Here is a 15,550-nt window from a genome sequence, read left to right as displayed (position 1 = left end):
TCAGGTGTCCATCTTGATCAATGCTGCTGAAATTGCCGGCTCGGAAAAAGGTCCTTCGAGCGGAGGCCTGTGTTGGATGCGTTCTCCTGCAGCGTAGATGACGGCCGAGATCAGCGCGAAGCACACAAACCAGGAAATGCCGGTGCGATAGAGCAGTGGCTGATTGGGAATATCCCGAGAAACCGCGGCGAAGGTGAAGAGCCCGACCAGGCAGCTGTCGAAGGACAAGTGACGTTTGTCGTGGAAAGCCAGCGACAGGATGAGAAGGAAGGCCGCTAGTAGCGCGTGGATCCACCAGAGTCTCTGCGCCGGGATTATGAGGGCGATCGAGAGGGAGATGGCAAGCAGCAAGCCAGCCAAGGGATCCGTTTCGAGAGAGGTCGCAATATGTGCGAGGTCTGGCAACTATCGGTCTGTCCTCTTCGGCTTGTTTCGCGCATCAGCAAAAGGAGGAGAGATCTCGCTTTTCCTCTCGGCCAATAGATTGAAGTCGGCGATCGGATGCCGATCTAGCGTCTTGTCGACCGCTTTGCGGCGCCATTCGTTCATGTCCAACACGTAGGTTCGCCACATCCCATATCGGGCGGCCATCGCGTTGGTCTGATGAGCGTAATATTGGGCGTTGATGTAAGGGGAATCGAGACGAGCCCAACCGACGCGCAGCATTTCGGCGGCGAGATCCACACCGTTAGTCGTGCATTGTGCGACGGCTATCCCATCGTTCGCGTAGGCCAGACCGACGCAAGTCGTGGGTCTGTTTCCGACAGTCCTTTTCAGCCAGGCCTTGGCGAAGGGACCGCATGGAACGGGGGTTGGAGCCTGTTGCTTGTCCCGGTTGGTCCACTTTGAGTTCAAAGCCCATTGAGGGAGCTGACAGGTGTCGATGCCAGCCAACCTTACTTTATAGCCATTGCCAAGCGCGCCGAACCATAGCGTGCGGCCGTCGAGAACGGTTACCGGGCCTTTGAACGTCGGCAACCGGACAGCAGCAGCAACGGGAGGCGCAGCCTGACCGCGTAGGGCGTGCCAGTTCTGATAGATCGGATCGGCGGCAAACGCCGGCAGGGCCAAAGAGCTTGCGGCGATAGCAAGGATAAGGCGGTTTCTCATGGCTGGGCGCTCCTCGATCGCTGGTTCGCCTCACGACTAAGCAGGATGGAAGGATGCTGAACGTCGGAGAATTGCCAAAGGCCGGCCTTCTTTTGCTGAGCAAGCTGCTCGGCTATGGCGTAGGGGGCATGATAAGGGAGACCATCGGCCTTCAAGGCGGCGAATGCATAGCCGCTTGTCACCATGATCTGCGCGAGGTCGAGCCTCTGACTGCCAACCGTGGCGTAACAAACGACATATGAGATGCCGTTAAGCTTCGCCACGGCGGCACAGATCGGTTTGGTGTCCTTGATGTAGGCAGCCAACATCGCAAGCGATGCCTCGCCGCAATCCTTCTTATTGCCCTGACCATCCGTGTAGGCAGTGCCGCGCAAGCAGGACTGGATGCCATAGAGACGAAACCGTTCTCCGTTCGAGATCCAGGTGTCCCCCGTTTCCAAGGTAATGCCGGGAGCAAGATCGAAGTACCCTACAGGTGCGGCATTGGCGGCAAAGGGCAGTAGAGTCGCGACGAGTGCAGCAGCAAGCTTCATTGCGCCTTCACCCGAGGATCTGCCCACATGCCGTAGGAACCCTTCTGGCCGATTTCCTGAGCTTCCGTGAGATCAGGACGTTCGAATGAACCATCGGCTTTCTTAGTCAGGCGAACCGCTCCCAACGACAGAAGCTGCTCCTCAAGATTATCAACCGTGTCCATTGCTCCAGGATAGTTATAGTAGCCGTAGCAAGTGACATCCTGAACGGGGGCAGTCTGCTCGCTGATGAAGGCCCTGCAGAACAGAACCTTGGGGCTTTGCAGCATCGTTTGCAGCTGCTGCGTACCAAACTCCTCGCAAGTCCCGGAATAGTCCTCCGCGCGATTGACCAGATCGCCGTTGCAGGGCTGAACGCCATATAGATGCAACGTTGTCGATTCATCGACGCGAAACTCAGTCGCCGAAATAGCCTTGAAGCCATTGGCCGTGGCGTAACCTTTGCGATCAGCGACTTTGCCGGTCCCGTCGTAATACTCGACGACAAGAACCGTCTTGCCCGGCGCCGCCAGTGACCTGATGTAGTCCTTGTTCACCGCAGGAGCGGCAAGCGCTTGTGTTGCCAATGCGCAACTTAGAAGCGCGGGAATGATGGCCTGTTTCATAATCTAGCCCTAACCATCCGTAGTGCGATTGTTGACCCTGCAAAATAGGGTTTAACACCGATCAGAAAACTTGTAAGAGTGCATCAAATCGGTATCATGCATGCATTAACTCTAGTTGGTTTTCGTGGCAATCACAACACCGTTTGACGGGCGGGTGCGATGGATAAAAACACTGTCTATGCAGGGTATCTAGGCCCGCGAACCCTGACTAGCGCAGCATTATCCATGCTGCTCGCGGCCAATACTGCTGCGTCACAAAACCTAGCCACAACAGGGCGTATTTCCAGCCATTACAACGGTTCTGTGACAATCAACGAGGAATCTCTTGTCACGAACTTCGAAGATCGCTGGAGCGGTGTCGAGACATCAGAGAAGGAATTCGTCCTTGGTGCAAACGGTGTTGTCACGAAGGGCGGAGCCGAGGATTTGGGCGCAACGGCGTCGAACGACGCGGGTTCCAAAGGGCATCACATTGATGCGTCTGTCAGCGCGTATTTTGATGTCTCGGAGCGGGCCACGGGCCGCATTGAGCCTGTCCAGACTCCCACTCTAAATACTACATCTAGTGATACCCCCGAAAATCTAGGGGCAGGAACTCCCTTTGGAGAGTGCGGGCCGTCGCCCCTGTCACCTGATGAGATTAAAGCGCTGGTTGCATCCACTGCGCGCCGATACAGCGTCGATGAGGGCTTCGCGGTTGCGATTGCCTGGGCCGAAAGTCGCTTCGATGAGATCCGCAATTCACCGAAAGGCGCACGCGGACCTATGCAGCTTATCCCCGAAACGGCGGCTCGCTTCGGTGTTCAGGACATTTGCGATCCCGCTCAAAACATCGAGGGCGGGATGAAGTACCTCCGCTTCCTGCTCGATGAGTTTCAGAACCCGCTTCTGGTCGCAGCCGCTTACAACAGCGGGGAGGGGCGCATCTACGAATATGGCGGCGTTCCGCCATTCCAAGAAACCGTCGGCTATGTCGCAAAGGTCGTGAATTTCCAGCTTGGCCTACCGATGCCAACCGGCAAACGAAAGGCGAGCGGGATCGTCCGAGACATGGCGGCAAAGAAAGGAGAGAACTATGAAGAACGTCGTTTCCCGGCATTCCGGGGCATTGAAGGCAGTAGCCGTCATTGGCTTGGTGGCAGCCCTGCAGGTTGCAGGCGCTGATCAAGCGCTTGCACAGGCTGGCGGTGGCGGCGGCGGTGCATTCGCCCCCCTTCAGACAGCCGTACAGATGATCGTTGACTTCATCACCGGCCCCTTCGGACGTCTGATGGCAATCATCGCCGTGATTGGCCTCGGCTTCCTTGCCTTTGCCGGCAGGCTTTCGTGGTTCACGGCCGGAGCCGTCGTCATTGGCATCGGTCTCGTGTTCGGCGCCCCTGCCATCGTTGACCAGATGATTTCGTCGGTAGGCGGCGGCTGATGAGCGATTTTCAGGACGAGAAGCCAGCTTTGACGCCGTTGGTGATCGGCTTGACCCGTTCTCCGACGCTATGGGGCGTGCCCTACATGGCGGTCGTCCTGATCATCGGCGTGACAATCATTGGGTGGCTGGTGACGAACCATCTGGCGGCACTGCTGATCGCGCCAGCCGCCTACCTTGTCCTTTTCTCGCTTTGTGCCTGGGACAGCAAGATCCTCGACGTCCTGCAGGTCACGTCCCGCAAGACGCCAAGGACCCCCAACAAGCGCTTTTGGGGCACCAACTCATACGGACCATAGTAGATGCTGAAAGTCGTCAAGGAAGAGCTTGGGTTTGGGAAGGTCGCCGGCAACGAGCGGCCTATGTCCGTTCACATCCCCTATATGCGGCATGTGTCTGACACGGTCATCGGGCTCGAGAATGGAACCCTGATCAGCGTCATCAAGCTTGATGGACTGTTCTTCCAGACGGAGGACCAGGCCGAACTGAACATGCGTTCTGTTGTGCAGAACACCATGATCCGAGCACTAGGTTCGAGCCGCTATTCTCTTTGGTCGACTGTAATCCGTCGTGAGGTCGAGACCGAAATCGGCGGTTCGTTCGATTCCTCCTTCTGCGAGATCCTGAACGATCGCTATATGGACCAACTTCGCAAGAAGCGGATGTTCACGAACGAAATCTACCTGACGATCGTGCGTTCGGGCATGAAAGGGGCGCTTGGCCTCGGCGACTCGCTGAAGCGGATCTTTGAACGCTCGAACAAGGAGGCCAGGGCCCAAGCGACCCGTGAAGATGTGACCGACCTCGAAGAGCTGGTTGGGAACATCGTGAAAGAGTTGCACAAGTACGGCGCAAAGCCGCTTGGCATCACGTATCGCAAGAAATCAGACGATATCGCAAAAAAGGACATCGATGGAGAAGACGCTAAGGGCGATCCGTATTCGGAGCCCTGCGAGTTCTTCAACACGATCTTGACCTGCGGTGTGCCGCGAAAGATGCGGCTTCCGCGCATGGGAATTCGCAACTACGTCGGCACTTCACGGCTTCACTTTTCAAAGCGGACGATGCAGGCACAAGCGGCGGTGGAAGAAGATAGCCGCTATGCCGCTCTACTCTCAATTAAAGAATACCCTCCATTCACTGGTCCCGGCATGTTGGATGGGTTGCTGCAGGTGAACCACGAGTTCATCCTGACGCAGTCCTTCACCCTTGCAGACAAACCGATCGCACAAGAGCGGATCAGCCGCCTTCAACGCCAAATCAAGGCCTCCGACGAAGCGGGTAGTTCGGTCGAATCCGACATCGACTATGCTTTGAACAGCCTCCTCAACCAGGAGGCTGTATTCGGCTTTCATCATTTTTCGCTTCTGTGCATTTCGCGGGACCTCGAGGGATTAAGCCGTTGCGTGTCGGAACTTGGCGCTTGCCTCACCGACATGAACATCAACTGGCTCCGGGAAGACCTCAATCTTGAGGCGGCGTTCTGGGCGCAGCTGCCTGGAAACCGCTCCTACATCTCCCGCATCGCCATGCTGTCGAGCGCCAACTTCTCCGGCCTTTCCTCGATGCATAATTTCGCGACTGGACAAGCGGATCGCACCCATTGGGGCCTGCCGATCACCATTCTGGAAACGACCTCACAAACCCCCTACTGGTTCAACTTCCACCGCCGGGATATCGGGCACTTCACGGTGACTGGTCCGACAGGATCCGGCAAGACCGTAGGTTTGACCTTCCTGCTGGCTCAGGCGATGCGGGTTTCACCCACGCCTCGCGCCGTGTTCTTCGACAAGGACCGGGGGGCTGAGATCTTCGTCAGGGCGATCGGCGGAGCCTACGAAGTTTTATCTCCGGGAACGCCCACGGGCTTTAACCCGCTGCAACTGGAAAACACCGGCGAGAACCGGGAATTTCTGGTCCGTCTGCTCAAGGCCATGCTGCGCGGCGATCGTCGCACCGACTTCACGCAAGAGGACGAGGACACGCTGGAAAAGGCAATCGTCCGGATCATGCAGGAGCCGGCAGCTCAGCGGAACCTCCCGAATCTTGCCGGCCTCTTGATGGGGCGGTCCAAGGCCGATGCCAACGATCTGTACTCGCGGCTTCGCCCTTGGATCGAAGGCGAAAAAGCCTGGCTGTTCAACGCGCCCCATGACGTCCTTTCCTTCTCGGGTCACAGCGTCTTTGGCTTTGATATGACCAACATCCTCGGAAATGAGGAGCTAAGAACCCCTGCGCTGATGTATCTTTACCATCGGCTGGACGAGCTGCTGGACGGTAACCCCGTCATGTTCTTCATGGATGAAGGCTGGCAGCTACTGATGGATGACACTTTCAGCGCCTTCATCGTCGACAAGATGAAGACGATCCGAAAGCTCAACGGCATCGTGGGCTTTGGTACGCAGTCGGCTGCTGACATTACCAAATCCAAAGCGTCGCACACGCTCATTGAGCAATCGGCGACCAACATCCACTTCCCGAACCCACGGGCTGACGAAGAGAGCTACATCAAGCGCTTCGGCCTGACGGTGAAGGAGTTCAAGTTCATCAAGAACACGCCTCCTGAAAAGAGAACCTTCCTGATTAAGCATGGCAACGACTCTGTCATTGCGCGTCTCGATCTGTCGACAATGCCGGATCTCGTGAAGGTGCTTTCAGGACGCAAGGAGACGATCGAGGAGTGCGCGGCACTTCGCGAGCAGTACGGAGACGAACCCGAAAACTGGTTGGCGAAATTCTGCGGATGGGAGAAGGCCGAATGAGGAACAGTCGGACTCTAACGCTGCTGGTTGCAGCCTTGGCTTGTGGAACAGCGCCCCCCGCCTCCTCGCAGGTTCCTGTTACGGATGGCGCCCTCACTTCAACAGATGCGGTGCGCAATGAAACGACGAAGCAGATCGAAGAAACAGACAGTCGCCGGCACTCCGTGAGCAAGAGCGTCACCTGCTCGATGTACCGGCCGGGGCGCGGAGGTGACGCCCCCTCGGCAGCACAAGCCAATCCGGAGATTGTCGGGCTCGTGAAGCGAGTGGCGCGTGGGGAAGGGGTAGACGAAACCCTCTTCATGTCTCTCGTCTACCAGGAGAGCCGGTTCAATCCCTGCGCAAAGTCGCCTGTCGGCGCCATGGGCTTGTCGCAGCTGATGCCGGGCACAGCCAAGGATCTTGGCGTGAACCCTCACGATATCGAGGATAACCTCCGCGGCGGCGCACGCTACCTGAAGCAGCAGCTCCGTACCTTCAACGGCAATACCAACCTCGCCCTAGCGGCATACAACGCGGGGCCAGGCAACGTTCGAAAGTATGGCGGCATCCCTCCGTTCAAGGAGACGCAGGGGTATGTAGCCGCGATCAAAGGCAAGTGGATGCCTCAGTTCGGAGGCTCCGATGTGTCGAACATCCCCGAAAACTTCGGCGGAGGCACGTCGGGCTTTTCAGGTGCGCGTGACGCAACGATCAACTCAATGGCAACCAGCCAGTCGATTTCCGAAAACAGCGGGAACGTCGCGTCATGGCTTCAGCAACTCGGCCAGATGGAAAGCGGCACGATCCAAGACAGCTGGGACCATAATTCCGGAGCACGCAATGCGAACCTTGAGATGATGAACCAGGTCATCCGCCTCGGAACAACGTTTGCCGAGCTTATGAATTCTCAAAATGCACTCGATCTAGGCGGGCTCTCGGGGTCTTCGCGGTCCAGCGACTACAAGCGAGACGAGAAAGAAGACGATCGCGAGGTAGCTGACCTCTGCGACAAGGAACTGCAGCTTGAGTGGAATCCGGAGGAACAGGCCTGCGTTCGAAAACTCGAACCAGAGGCTGACATGAAGCTGATGTTGAGCACCGAATGACAAGGAGAACGGCCATGAAAAGAGCATTCCTGACTGCGTTTTCGCTAGCGATGGCGTCTACCGCGCATGCACAGGTTCCCGTGATCGACAGCGCCAACCTGAAGATTGCAACGGAAACCTCTCAGACGACCGATCAGATCCTGGATACGAACAAGGAGGTTCTGAAGACGGTAGAAGAGACGCTTAAAGCCGTCACCGGGGATCGCGGGAGCGTTTCAAATCCCATGCAGAACCTCGCCGTTGGTCAAGGGTTCAGCGTTTCTCAGATGCCGTCACTCGATAGCCTGATGCAGGGCGGAGTCCCGAACTTCGGCAGCATGGGCGGTGACATCGGGCAGATTGCCACCACCTTCATCAACGGTCTTCAGCTAGTAAAGAACTTGTCTGGCAAGGCGGACAGCACGTTCTCCGGCGACAAGTCCTATGAAGAGATGATGAAGACCGTCCTTGGAGTTGCTGCCCTAGTCACCGGCTCGCAACAGGCCGTTCAGTCCCGAACACAGGCATTCCAGCAGGCAGGTCAGCAGATCGGCCAGGCCCAAGACATCAAGGGGTCCATCGATCAGAACACGCAGCTGCAGGTTCAAACCGGCCTGACGATCAACGAAATGATTGGCGTGATGAATGGGGCGGTCGGCTCCCTGCAGGCTCAAAACCAGCGCCGCCTTGTCGACATCTCCAATACCAAGAAGGCGCTGACCTACGGTGACTAAGACATTTCGAGTGAATGGTTTTGTGCTCCTCTCCGTTCTGGTTGCTGCCGGCGTAACTGGCTGCGCCGGTGCTCCGAAAGAGAAGACTGCACCATGCAAGAGGCCGGCAAACCTCACATCCTACGTCGAGGATCCGCGACAGGAATGTGGCCCAATGACCAGCGTGAATGGCAACCCATCGGAAGCGCTGGCGGCGATCGACGCTTTCGCTGCAAGCGGAGAGCAGTGACCCCATGAACTTTCTAGGCGGCCTGCTTGAGGCTCTTGAAGATGCAGGGCGGAATTTCTCCCAACGGGCTTATGAGGTCGTTGGCGACGAGATCATGCCCTTGCTGACGATCATGCTTATTGCCTACGTCGCCTATTACGGACTTCAACTCGTCATGGGGACCGCGCGAGTGAGCGTCGGCGAGATCGTCGGCCGGGTCGGGCGGATGATGCTTATCGTCGCTTTCATTGATCAGTGGGGCAACTTCCAACTCTTCTTTTACGACTGGCTGAACAACACGCCGGAAGACGTGGGGCGGGCGCTCCTGACGGCTAGCAGTACCGGGATAACTGAGCCGACAGACGGCCTCTCCATGATTTGGGAGACAGCGAATGAGGCAGCAGCAGCATTCGCGGAGCAGTCAGGCTACTTTGCCATTCTCCCGGGCCTTGTAGGGTTCCTGATCATGCTGGCGGTTGGGCTGTTCATTGCCGTTGCGCTTGCCATCCTCGTGCTTGCGAAGGTGATGATGTGGGTGCTGCTTGGCACTGCACCGATCTTTATCGCCTGCCTATTGTTTGATTCCACGCGCCAGTACGGAATGGCTTGGTTCCAGCAGGTTTTGACGTACGCGATTATTCCGCTCTTCGTTTACGTCGTCGCCGCCTTTCTCATCACGACCATGGACGCTGAACTGCAGAAGGTCGCAGCGGCAGCATCCGCGAACGAGATCCAGCTAGACGATATCTCGGCTTTCGTCCTGATCTGTGCGGCTGGTGCTTTTGTCCTCTTCAACATCCAAACTCTCGCCCAGGGAATTACCGGGGGCGTGGCAACGGGCGTTGGGCAGATCGCTCGATCGGTTGGCTACGCGACCGGTGTTGCACTGCCGGCACGAGCTTTGACCGCGACACGTTCTGTAGCCGGGAGGGCTGGAGAATTAGGAATGGCCGCACGCGCCAGAACCCATGCCGGCATGAGGGAAAACATCCAAAACGCCGGTGCAGCAGAAGCGATGCAAAACAGAATTACCAACAACAGTCTGCCCAACTAGGCAACTGGTGGCGGGAATTAAGGGCTAGGATACATGGCAGAGAATAACGATGCTCTCCGGAGCTATTTTCAGGATGGGGACCGTTGGGAACAAGAGATCGTCAAAAAGGCCAAACGGTCCAAGGCGTTCGCTTGGCTGATTACGCTGATCTTCGGCGGCATCACGATCCTGTCGCTCTCCGCATTGGTGATGCTCGTGCCCCTCAAGAGCTTCGAGCCGTACATTGTCGAGGTCGACAAGAACACTGGCTACATCGAGGTCAAGACAGGGCTGACCCGAACATCGAACATCACCGATCAGCAGGCGGTCACTCAGGCGAATGTCGTCCGTTACATTCGATCCCGCGAGGGCTATGATCCTTTTGCCATCGAGCAGAACTTTGGAATTGCAGCTTTGCTCTCCACCGGCGACGCAGCGCGCGACCTCCAGGCCCAATGGAGTGCCGCGAACCCTGACAATCCAGCTCGCCGGCTCGGCAAAAACAAGTCGATCACCGTTGACATAAAGTCTGTCACCTTCCCCAACACGACAACGGCGCTCGTCCGGTTCTCGACGCATGAGCGCTCTGATTCAGACGTCATCACGCGCCATTTCATCTCTATCGTTCGCTATCGCTACACGGATACGCCTGAGCGCAACGAATGGCGCTTCGAAAACCCGTTGGGCTTCCAGGTTTATGACTACCGCCGTGATCAGGAAACGGTGACCTCGGGAGGCCAGCAGTGAAATATGGCTTCCTACTGGCGGCGTCGATCGCCGCTCTCACGATGACTCACGCCTATGCGGCGCAACAGCCCCGCCCTGGCAGTCTGGATGAGCGTGTGACCAGTGTTGTCTATCAGCCGAACAACGTCGTGAAGGTGTCTGCGACCTACGGCATCTCGACGATGATCATCTTCGACGAAGATGAGAAGTTTGAGACGATCTCGCTTGGCGACACCGACAGTTGGCAGGTTGCCCCGTCCGAAAAGGGCAACATCCTTTTCGTCAAGCCGATAGCCAAGGACGTTTCCACAAACATGAACGTGGTGACCTCAAAGAGGATCTACTTCCTTGAGCTCAACGACTATGCACCGGAAGCAGGGAAAAAAGTCTTCGGCATTCGCTTCGTTTATCCGGAGAAGAACCTGAACGAGTCTCTGCGGAAGGAGGCTGAGTTTCGGGCAGCTAACCCGAACATTTCGAGCATCGACAAAGCGAACGTCAATATTGACTACTCTTTCTCGGGCGACGCGGCGCTGAAGCCGACAATGGTCTTCGATGACGGAAAGAAGACCTTTTTCAAGTTCGGCCGAGGGACCGTGCCGGCCATTTTTGCCGTTCAATCCGACTTCTCCGAGACCCTGCGAAACTTCCGCAAGGAAGGCGAATACATCGTCGTTGACGGCGTAGCCACGCAATACACGCTCCGGGACGGAAACCAGTGGACGTGCATTTTCAACCTCCGCAAGCCGGACTTTGCAGCACCTGATTCTGACATCATGGCTCCGAAACCGGATCTTGATGCCAGCAAACGCAGGAGGAGCGGCAACTAATGAAGCGCAGCCCTGAACTCGACGCAATGGCGGCGGCCGACGAGGCCCAAATCAGCAATCGAAACGTAAAGCGCAATCAAACGGTCGGCATGGCCGCCCTTTTGCTGGCTGGCGTCTTCGCCGCGTACCTGGTGCTCGCGACGTCCGGAGAAAGCCCGCCTGAAAGCCCCCAAAGTGAGGAGGAGTTCCGTACCACGACCTTCCGGCCGCCCGGTTTCGTGCGCGATGGAGAACCCACTCCCCCACCACCCGAACAGCCTGTCTTGGAACTTCCACCTCCGCCTCCTCCGCCGCCAGCTCCGCCGGTGGACGTCACTGAATTCAACGTGCCTCCCCCGCCCGAAGTAGCTCAACCGGCGAGCGCCCCGCCGCCCGCCGAAGAGGTGTTTCCGGAGCGATTTCGGTCAAAGCTAATCACGCTTGACCAGAACCTGGGAGGATCCGCGAATGGTTCGCTCGATGGCTCGAACAGCGGCACGCCTTTGACCGTCGCTGGCGAGGATCGCAACAGCCAGTACCTGTCCTCAGCGAGTGCGATCGGTGACCGTTCCGCCAAGGCCCGGCAGATTGAGCGCATCGACGCCATGATCCCAGAGGGCACGCTGATCCCCGGCATCTTGGAAACGGCGATCGTCAGCGACCTTCCGGGCCAGGTCCGGGCCATCACATCCAAGGATGTGTACTCCTTCGATGGGCGGCGTGTCCTGATCCCAACAGGAACACGCCTGATCGGGGAATATCAGTCCGAAGTTACGCGGGGGCAGAAGCGGGTCTTTGTCGTGTGGACGAGGCTGATCCGGGATGACGGCGTGTCGGTGCGCTTGAACTCCATCGGCACGGACAGCCTCGGGCGATCGGGCCTGACGGGTCATGTCGACAACAAGTTCCGTGAGCGCTTTGGCGCATCAATCTTGCTGTCGATCGTCGGAGGCGGTGCAAGCTATCTAACCGGATACGGTAGCGACTCCAGCTCCGGAAACGATGACGCCGAAAGAGGTGCTGAATTGGCGCGAGAAACGATCGCGCAGACCTTCAGCGACATGGCGAACACGGTCCTTGCCGAAAACCTGAGGATCCCGCCAACGATCAGCGTACCGCAAGGCGAGCGGATCTTTGTCTATGTTCGTCAGGACCTCGATTTCAGCGCGATGTACGACGATCCTGTCACGGAAGCGATGAAGGAGATCAAACGTGAACGTTATGGTAGGTAACACGACCGCTCATGATCCTCATTATTTCCTGAACCGGTCTCTGGAGCCCATCAGGCAATTTCTCGATGACCCGAAGGTGGTTGAGATTGCGGTGAACCGCCCAGGCCAAGTCTATGTTGAGCGCTTCGGCGCTGATCACATGGAGCATCATGAAATCGATGCTCTGACGGCACGGGAGATCGAGAACATTGGCGAGCGGGTTGCCGCAGCGACAAAGCAGTTCCTCAACGCCGCTAATCCGATCCTTAGCGCAGCACTGCCGACCGGCGAACGTATCCAGGTCGTCTTGCCGCCCGCGGCACCCGACGGTGGGTCGATCACGATCCGTAAGCAGGTTGTGCAGAATTTCTCTCTGCAGGACTATCGAGACAACGGTTCTCTCGACAAAGTCTCGGTTGCTGTCGGGGGCCTAAGCGACGTGGATCGGGAGCTGATCGCCTATCTGCGCGCAGAGAAGATCTACGACTTCATCCATACGGCCATCACGAAGCGAGTTTCGATCCTGATCAGTGGCGGCACGTCGTCGGGAAAAACCACGTTTCTGAACGCTTGCCTCAACTCTGTAGACGTGAATGAGCGGATTCTGACGCTTGAAGATACTCGTGAGCTATTCCCACCACAGAAGAACGCGGTCCACCTGATCGCATCCAAGGGTGGGCAAGGTACCGCGAACGTGACGATTCAGAACCTCCTTGAATCGGCGCTTCGAATGCGGCCGGATCGCCTCTTTGTTGGCGAAATTCGTGGAGCTGAGGCCTTTTCATTCCTTCGCGCCATCAACACAGGCCACCCGGGCAGCATGTCGACAGTACACGCCGATACGCCGCTCGGCGCCTATGAACAGCTTGCCATGATGATGCAGCAGTCCGGCATGTCCGCCGGCTACTCCAAGCAGGATCTGATGTCCTACATCCAAATGGTCATTCCGATCGTGATCCAGCTCAGGCGGGAAGGCGGCAAGCGCGGGGTTTCCGAAATCTACTTCGCACGGGATGCATCATGAGTAAGGGGCTACAGGCCTTCTATCTGTTCTTCTGCCTGTTGATCGCATTTGCAGTCTGGATGCTGGCGTACGGGGCGGGGCTTCAGCTCTTCTACGGTGACGGTAGGATCCTCGAGGCGACAATCACCTCAAACCCATTCGCGCCAATTCAGCAGTTCTGGGCCTATAGCTCCTCCCCTTCCCTTCAAAAAGTCGCGCTCGGCTCTGTAGTGCCCGCGCTGCTCGTATCGGGCCTCATTGCTTATCTTGGGCTCAAACCTACCAGCAATCCATTAGGGGATGCAGCCTTTCAGGACCTCGCAACCCTTCGGCGCGGGAAGTGGTTTGGCAAGAAAGGTCACATATTCGGCCGCATCGGGAGCAACGTCCTCCGCGCGTATGACGATCGCCACCACCTCATTATTGGCCCGACGCGATCCGGTAAGGGCGCGGGCTACGTCATCCCCAACGCTCTCATGCACGAAGGCTCTATGATCGTCACGGATCTGAAGGGCGAGGTCTACAAGGCAACCGCCGGCTATCGGAAGCGCAACGGCAGCCAGGTCTTCTTGTTCTCGCCGGGTTCTGAGACGACCAACAGCTATAATCCCTTGGATTTCGTTCGTCCTGAGCGAGGCAATCGCACGACTGACATTCAAAATATCGCCAGCATTCTTGTACCGGAAAACACCGAATCCGAGAATTCAGTTTGGCAGGCCACAGCTCAACAGGTTCTCGCCGGCGCCATCAGCTATGTTCTCGAAAGCCCCTTCTACAAAGGGCGCAGGAACCTCGGCGAGATCAACTCCTTCTTCAACAGCGGGACCGATCTGCAGGCCTTGATGAAGTACATCAAGGAGAAGGAGCCATACCTGTCGAAGTTCACGATGGAGAGCTTCAATTCCTACCTGTCTCTCTCGGATCGGGCCGCGGCCTCGGCACTGCTTGATATCCAGAAGGCGATGAGGCCGTTCAAGAACGAACGCGTTGTGGCCGCAACGAACATGACCGACATGGACCTTCGATCCATGAAGCGTCGCCCCATCACAATTTACCTTGCCCCGAACATCACCGACATCACGCTTCTTAGGCCGCTGCTGACGCTGTTCGTTCAACAGGTGATGGACATACTTACCCTTGAGCATGATCCCAAGTCGGTGCCGGTCTATTTCCTGCTGGATGAGTTTCGCCAGCTGAAGCGCATGGACGAGATCATGACGAAGCTGCCCTATGTGGCCGGCTATAAGATCAAGCTCGCCTTCATCATCCAGGACCTGAAGAACCTGGATGAGATCTATGGTGAGACGTCCCGACATTCGCTCCTTGGCAACTGCGGCTATCAGCTCATCCTTGGTGCTAATGATCAGGCCACGGCAGAGTATGCTTCCCGCGCGCTTGGCAAGAGAACCATCCGATATCAGTCTGAATCGCGCACTATCGAGCTTATGGGCCTCCCGCGCCGAACAAAGGTCGAGCAAATTCGCGATCGGGACTTGATGATGCCGCAGGAAGTGCGCCAGATGCCCGAGAACAAGATGATCTTGCTGGTGGAGGGTCAGCGGCCAATCTTTGGAGACAAGCTGCGCTTCTTTAAGACGCAGCCCTTCAAGGAGGCGGAGGCCTATTCTCAGACGCACATACCGACCGTTCCAACTGTCGATTACCTGCCACCTAAACCAGTTCCAGCGACCACGCCAGCCTATGCCAATGCAGGCCAGGAACAGGTTGAACAAGCGGAAGCGATAAAGCCTGTGACTGAGGCGAAAGCGGAGGAGCCGCGGGCGCCTGTCCAGGAGGAGGCTCCGAAAGAGCCAGTGCCCTCCACCTCGCCCGCTCGCGTCGTAAATCCCTCCGCCCTGGCCAACAAGAAGGTCAGCGCCGGGGGTACTCCGGAACCTGCAAAGGCAGCTGTGCCCGCTCCCGAAAAGCGCACAACACCTGTCTCAGAGAACGACATCGAAAAAGCGCACAATGATCGGGTTAGTCGCCTTAGGGAGGTCGTCGAACGGGAAGCCGAAGGCAAATCACCGCGCAAGAGGAAGAGCTTGGAAGAGCTATTCGCAGCGACCGTTCCTGATCCAATCATGGAACAGGCCGGCCGCTAATTCAGGTTCAGAAGGGCCAGAAGCTGGCTGCGTACTGACCCGCCTCTGTTAGCCAAGCCACAGAAGCATGATACCAGCCGATCACGGTCCCGTAGACCTTGATCAGGATCGCGAGGATCCCAACGGAGACCATACCCCACACCATCATCTTGCCGACGATGTCGGCAGACTTGGGGTCGTTTACTTCCACCAGGTAGGTGTTCTGATTACCGTCCTGCATG

The 15,550-nt window shown here is 57.2% G+C and carries 18 protein-coding genes; 13 read left to right on the top strand and 5 right to left on the bottom strand.

Annotated elements, in window-relative coordinates; all coding sequences use genetic code 11:
* Genes GGR23_RS21135 through GGR23_RS21120 form a run of 4 tightly spaced genes read right to left on the bottom strand, consistent with a single transcriptional unit; the run spans position 1 to position 2,248 of the window.
* On the bottom strand, positions 1-405 hold the full coding sequence (locus GGR23_RS21135) for a hypothetical protein (protein WP_183368321.1): 405 nt from the start codon (positions 403-405) through the stop codon (positions 1-3).
* Positions 406-1,110, bottom strand: a complete 705-nt coding sequence (locus GGR23_RS21130; RefSeq protein ID WP_183368320.1) for a thermonuclease family protein — start codon at positions 1,108-1,110, stop codon at positions 406-408.
* Positions 1,107-1,643 (bottom strand): thermonuclease family protein, encoded by a 537-nt coding sequence (locus GGR23_RS21125; RefSeq protein ID WP_183368319.1) that lies wholly within the window; start codon positions 1,641-1,643, stop codon positions 1,107-1,109. Before GGR23_RS21125 ends, GGR23_RS21130 begins: the two co-directional genes overlap by 4 nt.
* Complete coding sequence (locus GGR23_RS21120) at positions 1,640-2,248, bottom strand: hypothetical protein (RefSeq protein ID WP_115672744.1); 609 nt, start codon at positions 2,246-2,248, stop codon at positions 1,640-1,642. The genes GGR23_RS21125 and GGR23_RS21120 overlap by 4 nt, the downstream gene beginning before the upstream one ends.
* Positions 2,249-2,473: 225 nt before the next feature.
* Between GGR23_RS21120 and GGR23_RS21115 the strand changes: the two genes are divergently transcribed.
* The 13 genes from GGR23_RS21115 to GGR23_RS21060 are packed head-to-tail and all read left to right on the top strand — an operon-like array spanning position 2,474 to position 15,329.
* A complete protein-coding gene (locus GGR23_RS21115; protein WP_246365972.1) occupies positions 2,474-3,412 on the top strand; it encodes a lytic transglycosylase domain-containing protein in 939 nt (312 codons plus the stop codon).
* Entirely contained in the window at positions 3,324-3,671 is a 348-nt protein-coding gene (locus GGR23_RS21110; protein WP_037093745.1) for a TrbC/VirB2 family type IV secretion system protein, read from the top strand. Before GGR23_RS21115 ends, GGR23_RS21110 begins: the two co-directional genes overlap by 89 nt.
* Positions 3,671-3,970, top strand: a complete 300-nt coding sequence (locus GGR23_RS21105; protein WP_081950740.1) for a VirB3 family type IV secretion system protein — start codon at positions 3,671-3,673, stop codon at positions 3,968-3,970. Before GGR23_RS21110 ends, GGR23_RS21105 begins: the two co-directional genes overlap by 1 nt.
* Positions 3,971-3,973: 3 nt before the next feature.
* On the top strand, positions 3,974-6,433 hold the full coding sequence (locus GGR23_RS21100; RefSeq protein ID WP_183368317.1) for a VirB4 family type IV secretion/conjugal transfer ATPase: 2,460 nt from the start codon (positions 3,974-3,976) through the stop codon (positions 6,431-6,433).
* Complete coding sequence (locus GGR23_RS21095) at positions 6,430-7,521, top strand: lytic transglycosylase domain-containing protein (RefSeq protein ID WP_183368316.1); 1,092 nt, start codon at positions 6,430-6,432, stop codon at positions 7,519-7,521. The genes GGR23_RS21100 and GGR23_RS21095 overlap by 4 nt, the downstream gene beginning before the upstream one ends.
* Before the next feature lie 14 nt (positions 7,522-7,535).
* Positions 7,536-8,234 (top strand): type IV secretion system protein, encoded by a 699-nt coding sequence (locus GGR23_RS21090; RefSeq protein ID WP_107341898.1) that lies wholly within the window; start codon positions 7,536-7,538, stop codon positions 8,232-8,234.
* Complete coding sequence (locus GGR23_RS23310; RefSeq protein ID WP_343066713.1) at positions 8,227-8,463, top strand: hypothetical protein; 237 nt, start codon at positions 8,227-8,229, stop codon at positions 8,461-8,463. Before GGR23_RS21090 ends, GGR23_RS23310 begins: the two co-directional genes overlap by 8 nt.
* Positions 8,464-8,467: 4 nt before the next feature.
* Positions 8,468-9,496: a TrbL/VirB6 family protein gene (locus GGR23_RS21085; protein WP_183368315.1), complete on the top strand. Its 1,029-nt coding sequence runs from the start codon at positions 8,468-8,470 to the stop codon at positions 9,494-9,496.
* Positions 9,497-9,529: 33 nt separating this feature from the next.
* Positions 9,530-10,222, top strand: a complete 693-nt coding sequence (locus tag GGR23_RS21080; protein WP_037093755.1) for a VirB8 family type IV secretion system protein — start codon at positions 9,530-9,532, stop codon at positions 10,220-10,222.
* Positions 10,219-11,031: a P-type conjugative transfer protein VirB9 gene (gene virB9, locus GGR23_RS21075; RefSeq protein WP_183368314.1), complete on the top strand. Its 813-nt coding sequence runs from the start codon at positions 10,219-10,221 to the stop codon at positions 11,029-11,031. The genes GGR23_RS21080 and virB9 overlap by 4 nt, the downstream gene beginning before the upstream one ends.
* Positions 11,031-12,242 carry a type IV secretion system protein VirB10 gene (gene virB10 / locus GGR23_RS21070; protein ID WP_183368313.1) on the top strand — a complete coding sequence of 404 codons (1,212 nt, stop codon included), beginning with the start codon at positions 11,031-11,033 and terminating at the stop codon, positions 12,240-12,242. The genes virB9 and virB10 overlap by 1 nt, the downstream gene beginning before the upstream one ends.
* Positions 12,223-13,245 carry a P-type DNA transfer ATPase VirB11 gene (virB11, locus tag GGR23_RS21065; RefSeq protein WP_183368312.1) on the top strand — a complete coding sequence of 341 codons (1,023 nt, stop codon included), beginning with the start codon at positions 12,223-12,225 and terminating at the stop codon, positions 13,243-13,245. The genes virB10 and virB11 overlap by 20 nt, the downstream gene beginning before the upstream one ends.
* On the top strand, positions 13,242-15,329 hold the full coding sequence (locus GGR23_RS21060) for a type IV secretory system conjugative DNA transfer family protein (protein ID WP_183368311.1): 2,088 nt from the start codon (positions 13,242-13,244) through the stop codon (positions 15,327-15,329). The genes virB11 and GGR23_RS21060 overlap by 4 nt, the downstream gene beginning before the upstream one ends.
* A 7-nt stretch (positions 15,330-15,336) precedes the next feature.
* On the opposite strand, the gene GGR23_RS21055 is transcribed toward GGR23_RS21060, so the two are convergent.
* A complete protein-coding gene (locus tag GGR23_RS21055) occupies positions 15,337-15,549 on the bottom strand; it encodes a hypothetical protein (protein ID WP_052642558.1) in 213 nt (70 codons plus the stop codon).
* Between the last annotated feature and the right edge of the window lies 1 nt (position 15,550).

The sequence above is a fragment of the Gellertiella hungarica genome, from assembly GCF_014197145.1.
GTDB lineage: Bacteria > Pseudomonadota > Alphaproteobacteria > Rhizobiales > Rhizobiaceae > Gellertiella > Gellertiella hungarica.
This window is presented reverse-complemented; position numbering and strand designations above follow the sequence as displayed.

Coding starts and splice junctions, on each gene's coding strand:
- GGR23_RS21115 (WP_246365972.1), top strand. CDS start 2,474: ATGCTGCTCGCGGCCAATACTGCTGCGTCACAAAACCTAGCCACAACA.
- GGR23_RS21130 (WP_183368320.1), bottom strand. CDS start 1,110: ATGAGAAACCGCCTTATCCTTGCTATCGCCGCAAGCTCTTTGGCCCTG.
- GGR23_RS21125 (WP_183368319.1), bottom strand. CDS start 1,643: ATGAAGCTTGCTGCTGCACTCGTCGCGACTCTACTGCCCTTTGCCGCC.
- GGR23_RS21110 (WP_037093745.1), top strand. CDS start 3,324: ATGAAGAACGTCGTTTCCCGGCATTCCGGGGCATTGAAGGCAGTAGCC.
- GGR23_RS21100 (WP_183368317.1), top strand. CDS start 3,974: ATGCTGAAAGTCGTCAAGGAAGAGCTTGGGTTTGGGAAGGTCGCCGGC.
- GGR23_RS21060 (WP_183368311.1), top strand. CDS start 13,242: ATGAGTAAGGGGCTACAGGCCTTCTATCTGTTCTTCTGCCTGTTGATC.
- GGR23_RS21090 (WP_107341898.1), top strand. CDS start 7,536: ATGAAAAGAGCATTCCTGACTGCGTTTTCGCTAGCGATGGCGTCTACC.
- GGR23_RS21085 (WP_183368315.1), top strand. CDS start 8,468: ATGAACTTTCTAGGCGGCCTGCTTGAGGCTCTTGAAGATGCAGGGCGG.
- GGR23_RS21105 (WP_081950740.1), top strand. CDS start 3,671: ATGAGCGATTTTCAGGACGAGAAGCCAGCTTTGACGCCGTTGGTGATC.
- GGR23_RS21055 (WP_052642558.1), bottom strand. CDS start 15,549: ATGCAGGACGGTAATCAGAACACCTACCTGGTGGAAGTAAACGACCCC.
- GGR23_RS21080 (WP_037093755.1), top strand. CDS start 9,530: ATGGCAGAGAATAACGATGCTCTCCGGAGCTATTTTCAGGATGGGGAC.
- GGR23_RS21095 (WP_183368316.1), top strand. CDS start 6,430: ATGAGGAACAGTCGGACTCTAACGCTGCTGGTTGCAGCCTTGGCTTGT.
- GGR23_RS21120 (WP_115672744.1), bottom strand. CDS start 2,248: ATGAAACAGGCCATCATTCCCGCGCTTCTAAGTTGCGCATTGGCAACA.
- virB10 (WP_183368313.1), top strand. CDS start 11,031: ATGAAGCGCAGCCCTGAACTCGACGCAATGGCGGCGGCCGACGAGGCC.